Origin of the sequence: Pseudonocardia sp. P1, assembly GCF_000178675.2 — a bacterium.
Lineage (GTDB): Bacteria > Actinomycetota > Actinomycetes > Mycobacteriales > Pseudonocardiaceae > Pseudonocardia.
The window spans coordinates 1,581,906-1,594,642 of the sequence record NZ_ADUJ02000001.1 but is presented as its reverse complement, the minus strand read 5'-3'; the positions used below and the strand labels follow the sequence as shown (position 1 = coordinate 1,594,642).

Annotated in this window: 10 protein-coding genes; 6 read left to right on the top strand and 4 right to left on the bottom strand. The window is 74.3% G+C overall.

The features are described 5' to 3' along the window. Nucleotides 1–18: 18 nt before the first annotated feature. Entirely contained in the window at nt 19–1,179 is a 1,161-nt protein-coding gene (locus PP1_RS06900; RefSeq protein WP_010224934.1) for an acyl-CoA dehydrogenase family protein, read from the bottom strand. Between the two features lie 147 nt (nt 1,180–1,326). Here PP1_RS06900 and PP1_RS06895 point away from each other — a divergent pair, with 147 nt between their 5' ends. Together PP1_RS06895 and PP1_RS06890 are read left to right on the top strand one after the other, a co-directional pair. Beyond that, complete coding sequence (locus PP1_RS06895; RefSeq protein ID WP_050802206.1) at nt 1,327–1,953, top strand: TetR/AcrR family transcriptional regulator; 627 nt, start codon at nt 1,327–1,329, stop codon at nt 1,951–1,953. Nucleotides 1,954–2,309: 356 nt separating this feature from the next. Then, a complete protein-coding gene (locus PP1_RS06890) occupies nt 2,310–3,575 on the top strand; it encodes an HNH endonuclease (RefSeq protein WP_010224932.1) in 1,266 nt (421 codons plus the stop codon). A 150-nt stretch (nt 3,576–3,725) separates the two neighbouring features. On the opposite strand, the gene PP1_RS06885 is transcribed toward PP1_RS06890, so the two are convergent. Next, nucleotides 3,726–4,547, bottom strand: a complete 822-nt coding sequence (locus PP1_RS06885) for a tetratricopeptide repeat protein (RefSeq protein WP_075314094.1) — start codon at nt 4,545–4,547, stop codon at nt 3,726–3,728. Between the two features lie 243 nt (nt 4,548–4,790). On the opposite strand from PP1_RS06885, the gene PP1_RS06880 reads away from it, so the two are divergent. Beyond that, the gene (locus PP1_RS06880; protein WP_010236627.1) at nt 4,791–6,653 is read left to right on the top strand and encodes a primary-amine oxidase; all 1,863 of its coding nucleotides are present in this window, start codon (nt 4,791–4,793) and stop codon (nt 6,651–6,653) included. A 3-nt stretch (nt 6,654–6,656) separates the two neighbouring features. Here PP1_RS06880 and PP1_RS06875 read toward each other — a convergent pair whose 3' ends face one another. Beyond that, on the bottom strand, nt 6,657–7,310 hold the full coding sequence (locus PP1_RS06875) for a GOLPH3/VPS74 family protein (RefSeq protein ID WP_075314095.1): 654 nt from the start codon (nt 7,308–7,310) through the stop codon (nt 6,657–6,659). Between the two features lie 142 nt (nt 7,311–7,452). Between PP1_RS06875 and PP1_RS06870 the strand changes: the two genes are divergently transcribed. Beyond that, entirely contained in the window at nt 7,453–9,123 is a 1,671-nt protein-coding gene (locus PP1_RS06870; RefSeq protein WP_010232517.1) for an APC family permease, read from the top strand. Here PP1_RS06870 and PP1_RS06865 read toward each other — a convergent pair. Then, nucleotides 9,098–9,763, bottom strand: coding sequence for a TetR/AcrR family transcriptional regulator (locus PP1_RS06865; RefSeq protein ID WP_010232518.1), 666 nt, complete (start codon nt 9,761–9,763; stop codon nt 9,098–9,100). The genes PP1_RS06870 and PP1_RS06865 overlap by 26 nt on opposite strands. A 112-nt stretch (nt 9,764–9,875) precedes the next feature. Between PP1_RS06865 and PP1_RS06860 the strand changes: the two genes are divergently transcribed. Both PP1_RS06860 and PP1_RS06855 read left to right on the top strand, forming a co-directional pair. Next, nucleotides 9,876–11,303, top strand: a complete 1,428-nt coding sequence (locus PP1_RS06860; RefSeq protein ID WP_050802415.1) for an MFS transporter — start codon at nt 9,876–9,878, stop codon at nt 11,301–11,303. A 13-nt stretch (nt 11,304–11,316) separates the two neighbouring features. Then, nucleotides 11,317–12,519: a cytochrome P450 gene (locus PP1_RS06855; protein ID WP_010232521.1), complete on the top strand. Its 1,203-nt coding sequence runs from the start codon at nt 11,317–11,319 to the stop codon at nt 12,517–12,519. Nucleotides 12,520–12,737 lie beyond the last annotated feature (218 nt).

Sequence of the window (12,737 nt, the reverse complement as noted above, 5' to 3'; positions counted from 1 at the left end):
CGTGGTCGGTCGGGTGAGTCAGGGTGCGAGCTCGCGGCCCAGCCGTCGGCGGGCGATGACGAGCTTCATGATCTGGGCGGTGCCGTCGCCGATCTGCAGGCCGAGCACGTCCCGCAACCGCTGCTCGATCGGCAGCTCGGTGCGGTAGCCGTACTGGCCGTGCAGCAGCAGGCACTGGGTGATCTGGTCGTGGGCCGTCTTCGGGGCGAACCACTTGCACATCGCGGCCTCGGCGGTGTGCGGCTCACCGGCGTCGGCGAGCCAGAGCGCGCGGTGGCAGAGCCCGCGGGCCGCGGCGAGCAGCGTGTCGGCCTCGGCGAGCGGGAACGAGACGCCCTGGTTGACCGACAGCGGCCGGTCGAACGCCTCGCGCTCCGACACGTACCGCCAGGTCTCGTCGACGGTCTGCTGCGCGCAGCCGAGACACTGCAGCCCGATCAGCGCACGGGAGAAGTCGAACCCGGACATGACCTGCCCGAACCCCTGCCCCTCGGGCCCGAGCAGATGGTCGGCGGGGACGCGGACCCGGTCGAGGTGGGCGGCCCCGCGGCCGACGGCGCGGGTGCCCATGTCCGGGTACGGCTCGACGGTCACGCCGGGCCGGTCGAGCGGCACGAGGAACGCGGAGATGTCGCGGCCGCGCTCGGTGGACCCGCCGGTGCGGGCGAAGACGACGACCGCGGCGGCGTCGGCGGCGAACGACAGCGACTTGACGCCGTCGAGGACCCAGTCGGCGTCGTCGGACGTGCCGTCGCGGGTCGCGGTCAGCCGGGGGACGCCGGCGTCGGACCCGGCGTGCGGCTCGGTCAGCCCGATCCCGACGATCTCCTCCCCGGAGCAGATCCGCGGCACCCAGTGCGCGGCGAGCCCGGGCGTCGCATTGGCGGCGAGGATCCGGCCGGTCAGCGCGCCGACGACGTTCAGGTAGCCGACGTTGATGTCGCCGCGGCCGATCTCCTCGACGACGAGGCCCGCTGTGAGCCGGTCCGTCCCGCCGCCGCCGAGACCGGTGGGCAGCTGCGGGCCGATCAGGCCCGCGCGGCCCATGTCGCGGCGCAGGTCCGGGTCGATCCGGCCGGCGGCCTCCCGGCCCCTGTAGCCGGGCAGCAGCACCGACTCCGCGAACGCGCGGGCCCGGTCGCGGTGCGCGCGCTGGCTCTCGGTGGGGGCGAAGTCCACGTCGCCGACCTCCTCTGGGTATCGACCTCGGCGTCGAACTCTGACCACAATGACAAAACTTGACTCATAGGTCAATACTGGAGTCCGTGAGGTGCCCGCGCGGCCGGTGCGAGACTGGTCGGCGGAGGTTTCGGCGGAGGTGGAGTGATGACGGACGCGGCGCGCGTGGGCGAGGAGCCGGTCGGGCGGGTGCAGCGCAAGCGCGGCCGCCGGATCCGGCAGATCCTGACGACGGCCGCCGAGCTCGTCGGCGAGCGCGGGTACGACGCGGTCAGCCTGGAGGACGTGGCCGAGCGCCTCGACGTCACGAAGGGGTCGCTCTACTACTACTTCCCCGGCAAGGACGAGCTGGTCACCGCCGCGATCGAGACCCTCGGCGACGACTGGACGAGCCGCCTGGAGAGCCTCCCGGCCGGCCGGGAGGGCAGCGCCGCCCGACGGCTGCGGGCCCTGATGCGCGAGCACGTGACGATCGCGGTGCGCGAGTACCCCGCGGCGCTGCGGCTGTTCCTGGTGCCCAGCACCTGGCCCGCCGCGCAGCGCACCCGGATCAAGGCGCTGCGGCGCCGGCACGACGCGGTGTTCCGGGCCGTGCTGACCGAGGGGCTCGCGGCCGGGGAGTTCGCGGTCGTCGACACCGACGCCACGCTGCAGTGCCTGCACGCGACGATGAGCCAGGCGCCGGTGTGGTGCGGGGAGCTCTCCGGGGCAGCGCAGGAGCGGGCGTTCGACGACGTCGTCGACACGCTGATGAAGCTGGTGGCCCGGGGCTGAGGGTGGGTCGCGGCCTCGGGTGATCATGTGGCGGGCGGAGGTCCGTGGCGGAGGTGTGCGAGCCGAGTCCGTGCCGTCGACCGTGTGGTCCGTGACGCCTCCGGGGCGGTACGGGCTCAGGGCCGGTTCGCGAGGGCGAGAGGTGAGGCGATCCGCGGTGGTGCCGGGGTGGAGGGGGCGCATCATCTGCCGGTCGACTCGGACGGAGGCGGCTCCGCGAACGTGCTCGGCAGCGGCCGGCCTCCCGGGGTGATCGCCGGCACCGAGTGGTTCGCGCGCTCCCTCGCAGGTCACGGGTGTGCGGGAGCGAACGATGTACTAGCGGATCGAACACATGTTCGGATACTGTCTGGCTCATGACCGCGGTCCAGGAACCTCCACGCACCGGCCTGCCTGCCGGGGATCCGGGGTTCCCTCAGGTCGATCTGGCGCTGGTGCAGCTGGCGGTGGAGCAGGCCGCGCACGACGACCTGTCCGGGGTCTCCGAGGCGGAGTTGATCGATCAGATCCAGCAGCTCGAATCCGTGCAGCACTCCTTGGCGGCGTTGCAGGCGACGCGAGTGCGGGCGTTCGCCCGGCTCCATGTCGAGAACGGCATCGCGGCCGGGCGGACGGATCCGGATCGGTTGCAGCGCGGTGTGGTGGCGCAGGTCGGGTTGGCTTGTCGGGTGTCGCCGGCCGAGGCGCGGCGTCGGGTGGGTACGGCCCGGGATCTGCACGATGGTCTCGATCACGTCCGTGGGCTGTTCGCCGCCGGGGAGCTGTCGGCGCTCAAGGTGACGGCGGTGGTGAGCGCCTGCTCGGATCTCGACCGCGCCGAACGCGCCGCGGTGGATGTTCGTCTGGCCGGCCACGATCTGACCCGGCTCGGGATCCGGCGATTGCAGGACCTCGCACGCCGCTTCGCCGCCGAGGTGGCGCCGGAGAAGTTCCGCGCCCGGGTCGAGTCGGCCCGAGCAGAGCGGCGGGTGACGTTGCGTCCGGCGCCGGATGCGATGACGTATCTGACCGCGTATCTGCCGGTGGAGCAGGGTGTGGCGTGTCTGGCCGCTCTGAACAAGGCGTTCACCGAGGTGCCGGTGGATCCGGCACCCCTGACCCGGACTCGTGGGCAGGTCATGGCCGACACCCTCGTCGAACGGGTCACCGGACAGGTGATGGCGACCGATGTGGGTGTCGAGGTCCAGGTCGTGGTGCCGGTCGAGGCGCTGCTGGACCCGGACTCGCCACTCCCGGCGGAGATCCCCGGTCACGGTCCCGTCCCGGTCGAGCTCCTCGCCACGGGCGAGGGGAGGAAGACCCTGCGCCGCCTGGTCACCTCCGACGGAGTCGTGATCGGCGGGGACTCCCGCCAGCGCACCTTCACCGGGTTGCTGGCGCGTCTGGTCCGAGCGCGCGCGGGGAACCGGTGCACGGAGCCCTACTGCGATGCCCCGGTGCGGCACGTCGATCACATCCACCGCGATGCCGACGGGGGAGCGACCGAGCTCGACAACGGCAGGGGTGTGTGCGAGTTCCACAACCACGTCCGCGAACAAGCGGGTTGGCGCGTCGCCCGCGGGCCGGACGGACAGGTCCGCACCACCACCCCGACCGGACACACCTACCGGGCTCCCGGATGACCGACGTGCGCACGTGGCGCGCGGCGATCCCACCTGCGGCCTGGCGGCGTCCGCGTCCACTCCCGACCGCGGGGGTCCTCCGGCCGGCCCACCGCGAGGGGAGGCTGCCCGGCGGTGGGTCCCGGGAGGCGGTGTCGTGGGACCGGTGGATCAGCCGATGACCGGCAGCGGTCCGGAGGGCCGGTCGAAGAAGATCGGGCGCGTCTCCTCGCGGGGGTCGGGGACCCGGGAGAGCACGGGGAGCAGACCGGTGGGCTCCTCCGTGGGCTCGTCGGCCGGTTCCTCGCGGCCCGGGCGGACGGCGGCGAGCGCCTCGTCGGCCAGCGCCTCACGACACTCGGCCAGCAGCTCGCGGACGTCGTCGGTCACCGGGTGGCTCGGTCCGAGGAACCGGTCGGCGGTGTCCAGCGTGGACGACAGCAGCCCGGCGGCGCCGCGCAGGTCGCCCGCGTCGGCGCGGGCCACGGCGAGCGCCGCGCGGGAGGCGACGGTGCACGGGTGCGCGTCGCCCAGCACGCGCCCGCGCCGGGTGATCACGTCCTCGTGCCGGGCGACGGCCTCCTCGGGGCGTCCGGTGACGCGGTGTGCCGCGGCGAGCGCGTCGGCGGCGGCCAGCGAGGCCGGGTGGTCGGCGCCGAACTCCTGCTCGCGAGCCGCCAGGTTGCGGGCGGCCAGCTCGAGGCCGCGGGTCTCGTCGTCACCGAGCAGGTACGCGACCGACAGGGTGCCCTCGACGACGAGGGTGTCGGCGTCGCGCGCACCGAGCTCGCGGCGGGCCGCTGCGAGCAGCTGCTCCAGGCGCCGGGTCGCGTCGAGCAGGCCCTTCTCGTCGCCGGACCGGCCGGCGGCGCGGACGTCGGTCGCGGCGCGGTCGTGCCGGGTCCGCAGGGCGGTCCGGGCGCCGCCGGCCCGGTGGTCGACGGCCGCACTCTCGCGCAGGAACGGGGAACCGGCGAAGACGCTGTTACTCACGGTCGCGTTACCTCCTCGCGGTAGGCCGTCCGGACGGTGCGAGCCACCCGGTCGGACTAGTTGATCGGTACTGAACGTACCGGTAACCGGTGTCGCTTGGGCCTCCGGAGCGAGATTCGAGGCGCACGCCACCGTTGCCGGTGACCCACCGTCGTCGCACGTGAGCCCCCGGTCGTGATCGGCGCGAGCCCGGTCCCGCGTGGCAGGGTCGGCGGCACGCACCGGCACGACTGGAGAGGTCGCATGATCCACCCGCTGTCCCGGCTCACCGCCGCCGAGATCGACGCCGCACGCGCACTGCTGACGTCGCACGACCTGCTCGGTCCGGGCGTGCGCGTGCCGGTCCTCGCACTGGAGGAGCCGCCCCGGGCCGAGGTCGCCGCCCACCGCGACGGCGATCCGGTGGACCGCCGGGTGCGCGCCGTCCTGCTGGACCCGGCGTCCGGCACGTCCCGCACGGTGATCGCGTCGCTCACCCGGTCCACGGTGGACACCACGGTCGAGCACGATCCGGCCGTCGACGGCCAGCCCCCGATCACGGGTGAGGAGATGGAGGGCGTCGACGCGATCGTGAAGGCCGACCCCGGCTGGCTGGCCGCGATGGCGGAGCGGGGCGTCGAGGACGTCTCGCTGGTCGCGGCGTGCCCGCTGTCGGCGGGTTCGTTCGGGCTCCCGGGGGAGCAGGGGCGCCGGATGCTGCGGGTGCTGTCGTTCCTGCAGCACCGCCCGGACGACAGCCCGTGGGCGCACCCGATCGACGGCGTCGTGGCCTATGTGGACCTGCTGGAGCGCCGGGTCGTCGAGCTCGTCGACACCGGGGTCGTCCCGATCCCCGAGGAGGAGGGCAACTTCGGCGAGGGCCCCTACCGTGAGACCCGGCGGCCCCTGCACGTCACCCAGCCCGAGGGTGCGAGCTTCACCGTGTCCGGCGACGACGTCGTCGAGTGGGAGGGCTGGCGCTTCCGGATCGGCTTCGACCCGCGCGAGGGCCTGCTCCTGCAGCAGCTCTCGATCTCCGGCCGGCCGGTGGCGCACCGGGTGTCGGTCGCCGAGATGGTCGTCCCCTACGCCGACCCCGGTCCGGTCCGCTTCTGGCAGAACTACTTCGACGCCGGTGAGTACCTGCTCGGGCAGCAGGCGAACTCGCTCGAGCTCGGGTGCGACTGCGTCGGCGAGATCCACTACGTCGACGCCGTCGTCGCCGACCCGGACGCGCGGCCTCGCACGATCCGCAACGCGGTCTGCCTGCACGAGGAGGACGACGGCGTGCTCTGGAAGCACACCGACGTCTTCACCGGGAAGCAGGCGGTGCGGCGCCGCCGTCGCCTGGTGGTCTCGTTCTTCGCGACGATCGGCAACTACGACTACGGCTTCTACTGGCACCTCCACCCCGACGGCGCGATCGAGCTGGACGTGAAGTCCACCGGGGTCGTGTTCACCGGCGCCTACGACGAGCGGGCGTCCCGCTGGTCGAGCCAGGTCGCGCCCGGCCTCGGCGCGCCGTACCACCAGCACCTGTTCTGCGCCCGCCTCGACCTGACCGTCGACGGCGCGCGGGGCGCGGTCGACGAGCTCGACGTGCGGCGGCTGCCGGTCTCGGCGGACAACCCCTACGGCAACGCGTTCGAGCGCACCGTCACCCGGATCGCGTCCGAACGCGAGGCCGGCCGGTTCGCCGACCGCGGCGCCGGTCGCGTGTGGAGGGTCTCCTCCGCCGAGGCGCGCAACCGGTTCGGCGACCCGACCGCGTACGTGCTGGAGCCGGAGGACGGGCCGGCCCTGCTCGCCGACGACGGCTCCTCGATCGCCGGCCGGGCCGCGTTCGCGAGCCGGCACCTGTGGGTCACCGCCTACGACCCGCAGCGTCGCTACCCGGCGGGTGAGCTGGTGAACCAGCACGGCGGCGGGGCGGGACTGCCGGCGTGGGTGGGGGAGGACCGTGACGTCGACGGCGTCGAGCTGACGCTCTGGCACACCTTCGGCGTGACCCACTTCCCGCGTCCGGAGGACTGGCCGGTGATGCCGACCGCGTCCTGCGGGTTCCGGCTGACGCCCTCGGGTTTCTTCGACCGGAACCCGACCCTCGACGTGCCGCCGGGGCACTGACCGTCAGCGCCGGACGGCGACGCCGGCCGCGGCGGCGGTCTCCGCCAGGCCCTGCCGCAGCCGCTCGACGGGCGCCGGCAGGTGCCCGGCCGCGTCGCGGGCCAGCGCCCGCGCGGTCGCCCGGTCGACCTCCGGCTCCAGCAGTCGTTCGACACCGAGTGCCGAGACCAGCACGAGGGTGACGGCGCCCGGCAGGGTGAAGGTGGCGGGCGCGCGGACCATCTCGCGCAACGCGATCGACGGTGCCCGCGCGGCGGTGGTGTCGGTCGCGGTGAGCCGGGTCCGGCTCCGGCCCAGCAGGGTCCGTCCCGTCGACTGCGCGAGCGTCCCGCGCTCCACCAGGTCGTTCCGGACGGCGTCGGTCAGCGGCCCGCCGAGCGCCTCGATCCAGGCCCGGACGGGGTGGGCGCGGGGCTCGTGGGCGATGCTGTCGAGGACGAGGGTCGCCGCCTCGCCGGTCACCCGCGCCGCCGGGCCGGGCCGGGTGGCGACGACCCGGTCGTCGGCGCCGACGGTCATCGCTCCGGCCATGACCAGGTCGGCCAGCTGGGCACCGACCAGGCCGCAGGCCAGGAGATCGGGCGCCAGTCCCGGGCGGCCCGCCGCCTCGTCGTACGCGATCAGGAACAAGCCGTTCGCCAGCGCGCCCTGTTCCACCTGTCGCCCCTCGATTCGATTTCACCCTGGGTAATTGCGCGAGCGCATATCGCCAACATTTCTTACCGATTTCGCGCCCGTTCTGACGTGACGTTATCATTCCGCATCGTCAAACGATTCTCCCCGAGTTCAGGAGTCGCGCATGTCCGCGCTCGCGACCGCAGACCGGCAGGTCCCCGGCCTGCGCCGGCGCCGCCTCGGTGTCGTGCACCTGGTGTTCTTCACCGTCGCCGCCTCGGCCCCGCTCACCGTCCTCGCGGGTGGTGTCACCACCGCGTACGCGGTGAGCGGCAACCAGGGAGTCCCGCTGGCGTTCCTCGGCGTCGCCGCGGTGCTCGTGCTGTTCGCGGTCGGCTACGCCGCGATGAGCCGGCACGTCGCGAACGCCGGTGCCTTCTACTCCTACCTCGCCCGCGGGCTCGGCAGGCCGGCCGGGGTCTCCGGGTCGTTCGTCGCGCTCGTCGCCTACAACGCGATCCAGATCGCGCTCTACGGACTGTTCGGCTCGACGATGTCCGACTTCGTCGGCGACGTCGCGGGCCTGCGGTTGCCGTGGTGGACCTGGGCGCTGTTCGCGATGCTGGCCGTCGGCTGGCTCGGGCTGCTGCGCGTGGACCTGAACGCGCGGATCCTCGCCGTGCTGCTGGTCGTCGAGGTGGCGGTGGTCGTCGGGTTCGACGTCGCCGGCTTCACCCGGCCCGCCGAGGGCGTGGTCACGGCCGAGCCGCTGATGCCCGCCACGCTGTTCGCGGGCGGGATCGGCGCGGTCGTCGCCTTCACCGTCGCGTCCTTCACCGGGTTCGAGTCCGGCGCGATCTACTCCGAGGAGGCGCGTGACCCGCGCCGGACGGTGGCCCGGGCGACCTTCGTCGCCGTCACCTTCACCGGCCTGTTCTACGCGCTGTCCGCCTGGGCGATGGTCGCCGCCACCGGGCCGTCGCAGCTGCAGGCGCGCGCGGGGGAGGAGGGGCCCGGCCTCGTCTTCGGGCCGCTGGCGGAGATGTTCGGGCCGGTCGTCGCCGACGTCGCCACCGTCCTGCTGCTCACCAGCGTCTTCGCGGCGCTGCTGAGCTTCCACAACGGTGTCGCCCGGTACCTGTTCGCGCTCGGCCGGGAGCGGGTCCTGCCCGGCGCGCTGGCCGCCGTCGGTGCCCGTTCCGGCGGCCCGGTCGCCGGGTCGGTGGCGCAGTCGGTGCTGGCGCTCGTCGTCGTCATGGGCTTCGCCGTCACCGCGGCCAACCCGATGCTGTCGCTGTTCAGCTGGTTCTCCGGGCTCTCGGCGATCGGCGTCGTGCTGCTGATGACCGGCACCTCGGTGGCCGTGATCGGGTTCTTCCGGCGCAACCGGACGGCGCCGGTGTCGGTGTGGTCGCGGCTCGTCGCCCCGGCGCTCGCGGCGCTGCTGCTCGCGGCGATCCTGGTCGTGCTCGTCGGCAACTTCGACGCGCTGCTCGGCACCGACCCGTCGTCGCCGGCCCGGTGGGTCCTGCCCGGGGTCGTACTGGTCGCCGCGGTCGCGGGCGGCGCGTGGGCGCTGAGCCTGCGCCGCAACCGTCCGGAGGTCTACGAGGGCATCGGCGGCGGCGCCCCGGCGCCGGACGGCCTCGCCCCCGACACCGGCGCGCCCACCGTCTACCGCCGGCGGATCGGCGAGACCGGGCCGGCCGACTGGGCGGGCGCCGGGACCGCGGACCCCGACGACGTCGCCCCGGACAACGCCCCGGACGACGGCGACACGACGGTCTTCACGATGCCCGGCCGGCCCGGGAACGAGGAGACGACCGAGTTCAGGCGCCCGGACCTGCGGGACTGACCGGCGCCGTCCACACCCCGACGAGCACGTCGACCAGCCCCGTCGCGGCGTCCGCCCAGGACGACCGCGGCGTGGGCAGGCCCTCGGCCAGCGCCCGCTCCCGCTCGGCGAAATGGTGCACGAGCAGCTGACGGCAGATCTCACCGCGCTCGAGCCGGACCTCCGGCGGCAGCGTGGGGAGCCGGGCGTTCAGCCCGTCGAGGACGACGGTCAGCGACCGCGACGCGAGCGACTCGGCGACCATGATCTCCCGCAGCGCGGGGTCGGTCATCACCTGCGCCCCGAACCGCGCGTACCAGGTCGGCGCCCCGGCCGCGGCGAGGTGGTCGGCGACCGGCCGGACCAGGGCGTCGACCCAGTCGCGGAGGTCCGCCTCGGGCGGCAGCCGGGCCGCCGTCTCCTCGCGGCGGGCGTCCATCGCCCCGGCCTGGCGCCGGATGAGCGCGCGGACGAGATCGGCCTTCGTGCCGAAGTGGTAGCCGACGACGGTGTTGTTGCCCTGTCCGGCCGCCTCCGCCACGGCCCGGTTCGACACCGCGTGGACGCCGTGCTCGGCGAAGAGCCGCTCGGCGGCCTCCAGGATCCGTTCCCGGGTCGCCGCGGCGCGCTCGCTCGGGCCGCTCGTGCTCACCGTGCTCATCTCGTCGCCTCCCGTCCGGGGTCGCGGTGCCCAGGGAACCGTTCCGCTTGCATTAAGTCAAGTGATTGACTTAGCGTCGGCGGTGTCCCGCACCGGTGTCGCAGGAGTGTGCATGTCCCGTCCCTCGAGCTCCCCGGCCTCCCCCGTGGACGCTCCCACCCCCATCGGGCCGCCGTCCGCGCTGGTCGCCGTGCTCGCCGCGGCGGGCATCGTCGTCTCGCTCCAGCAGACCGTGGTGGTCCCGCTCGTCCCGCTGTTCCCGTCCCTGCTGGGTGCCGACCCGGCGGACACCGCGTGGATCGTCACCGCGACACTCCTGGCCGGCGCCGTCGCCGTCCCGGTGGTCGGACGGTTCGCCGACATGGTCGGCAAGCGCCGGATGCTGCTCGTCTGCCTCGGCGTGCTGGTGACCGGCTCCGTGGTGGCCGCGCTCAGCACCTCGCTGGTCCCGCTGGTGGTCGGGCGGGCGCTGCAGGGACTGGCCGCGGGCGTCGTCCCGCTGGGGATCAGCCTGATGCGGGACCTGCTGCCCGCGGAGCGGGTCGGCTCGGCCACCGCGACGATGAGCGCCTCGCTCGGCGTCGGCGGCGCGCTCGGCCTCCCCGCGTCCGCGCTGGTGGTGCAGGTCGCCGACTGGCACGCACTGTTCTGGGCCGCCGCGGTGCTCGGGGCCGCGGTGATCGCCCTGGTGGTGCTGCTCGTCCCGGAGTCGCCGCAGCGGACCGGGGGACGGTTCGACCTGCCCGGTGCACTGCTGCTCGCGGTGGCCCTCGTCGGGCTGCTGCTCTCGGTGTCGAAGGGCGGCGACTGGGGCTGGGCGAGCCCGCTCACGCTGTCGCTGCTCGCCGTCGCGGCGGTGGCGCTGGCCGGTTTCGGGCTGCGCGAGCTGCGCACCCCCGATCCGCTGATCGACCTGCGGGTCAGCCGGCGGCGCCCGCTGCTGCTCACCAACATCGCGTCCGCCGTGTTCGGGTTCTCGATGTTCGCGATGTCGCTGGTCTTCCCGCAGCTGCTGCAGCTGCCCGAGGAGACCGGCTACGGGCTCGGGCAGTCGATCCTGGTCGCCGGCCTCGTCCTCGCGCCCGGCGGGCTCTGCATGATGGCGATGTCCGCGGTGTCGGCGCGGATCAGCGCCCGCTACGGCCCGCGGACGACGCTGATGGCCGGCGCCGTCGTCGTCGCCGCCGGGTACGGGCTGGGGGCCGCCTTCCACGCCGCGGTGTGGCAGCTGCTGGTGAGCTCCGTCGTGATCAGCGCCGGCATCGGACTGGCCTACGGGGCGATGCCCGCCCTGGTCATGGCCGCGGTGCCGGTCACCCAGACCGCGGCGGCCAACAGCCTCAACAACCTGATGCGGGCGATCGGCCTGTCCACCGCCGGTGCCGTCGCGGGCGTCCTGCTCGCCCGGATGACGACGGCGGGTCCCGGCGGCTCCGTCGTCCCGTCCGAGACCGCGTTCTCCCTGGTGATGCTGCTCGGGGCCGGCTCCGCGCTGGTCGCGATGGCCGTCACCGCCGCCATTCCCCGCACCCGACCCTGACGGAGGACCACCCGTGACCACCACCGAGGAGCCCCGGCCGATCGAGCTGCGCCGCAGCGGGTTCGGCCCCGCCCCGGACGCCGCGGAGCTGCGGGAGCAGCCCGGCGTCGTCCGCGTCCCCACGCCGTTCGGCCCGTCCGCGTGGCTGCTGACCCGGCACGCCGACGTCCGCCGGATGCTCGGCGACGCCACCACCTTCCGCAACGGCTGGACGCCCGCCGACCTGACGGGTGGCCCGAGCCGCGACCCGCGCCAGCTCTCCGGCGACCGCACCGGCAACCTGCTCTCCCTCGACCCGCCCGACCACACCCGGCTGCGCCGCCTGCTGACCCCGGAGTTCACGGTGCGGCGGATGCGGAGGCTCGAACCGCGGATCGTCGAGATCGTCGACGAGCACCTCGACGCCGTCGAGCGCGACGGCGCCCCGGCCGATCTCGTCCGGCTCTTCGCGCTGCCCGTCCCGTCGCTGGTGATCTGCGAGCTGCTCGGCGTGCCGCCCGCCGACCAGGACGAGTTCCAGACCCGCACGGCCCGCCAGCTCGACACCACCCTCGGCGAGGCCGAGCGCGTCGAGCTGGCCGCCGAGGCACTGGCGTACATGCAGGACCTCGTCGCGCGGGCCCGCCGCGACCCCGGCGAGGACCTGATCGGGATGCTGATCCGTGAGCACGCCGACGTCGTGACCGACGCCGAGCTCGTCGGCATCGCGAACCTGCTGCTCGTGGCGGGGCACGAGACGACGTCGAACATGCTCGCCCTCGGCACGCTGGCGCTGCTCCGGCACCCCGACCAGCTCGCACTGGTCCGCGACGACCCGGACGCCGTGCCCGCCGCCGTCGAGGAGCTGCTGCGCTGGATCTCGATCGTCAACTCCGGGTCGCCCCGGCTCGCCACCACCGACGTCGAGTTCGACGGCACCACGATCCCGGCGGGCGACCTCGTGCTGTTCAACCTGCCCGCGGCCAACCGCGATCCCGGGATCGCCGACGACCCGGAGCGGCTCGACGTGACCCGCCGCCCCACCAACCACGTCGCGTTCGGGCACGGCATCCACCACTGCCTCGGCGCGCCGCTGGCCCGCGCCGAGATGCGGGTGGCGTTCCCGGCGCTGCTGCGCCGGTTCCCGGGGCTGCGGCTCGCCACCGGCGACAACGGCATCGCCTGGGCCAGCCACAAGGCGATCTTCGGTCTGGAGGAGCTGCCGGTCGCCTGGTGAGCCACCGTCACCCGCTCGTGCGTTTCTCCGGTGCTCCGGGGTGCATCCGGGGTGTACGGCTGGCCCCGGGGGACCGGCACCGCGACGATCGCCCCTCGGCTTACGAGCAGGGGGCGCAGTGCGGTGACGGGCGGGGTCGGCGACGACGACGGTGAGCACGGGGGCGACGACCGGACGTCGTCCCGCGGGCGGTCGGCGGAACCCCCGCCGCGGCCCCC

Coding starts and splice junctions, on each gene's coding strand:
- PP1_RS06860 (WP_050802415.1), top strand. CDS start 9,876: ATGTCCCGTCCCTCGAGCTCCCCGGCCTCCCCCGTGGACGCTCCCACC.
- PP1_RS06870 (WP_010232517.1), top strand. CDS start 7,453: ATGTCCGCGCTCGCGACCGCAGACCGGCAGGTCCCCGGCCTGCGCCGG.
- PP1_RS06895 (WP_050802206.1), top strand. CDS start 1,327: ATGACGGACGCGGCGCGCGTGGGCGAGGAGCCGGTCGGGCGGGTGCAG.
- PP1_RS06880 (WP_010236627.1), top strand. CDS start 4,791: ATGATCCACCCGCTGTCCCGGCTCACCGCCGCCGAGATCGACGCCGCA.
- PP1_RS06890 (WP_010224932.1), top strand. CDS start 2,310: ATGACCGCGGTCCAGGAACCTCCACGCACCGGCCTGCCTGCCGGGGAT.
- PP1_RS06865 (WP_010232518.1), bottom strand. CDS start 9,763: ATGAGCACGGTGAGCACGAGCGGCCCGAGCGAGCGCGCCGCGGCGACC.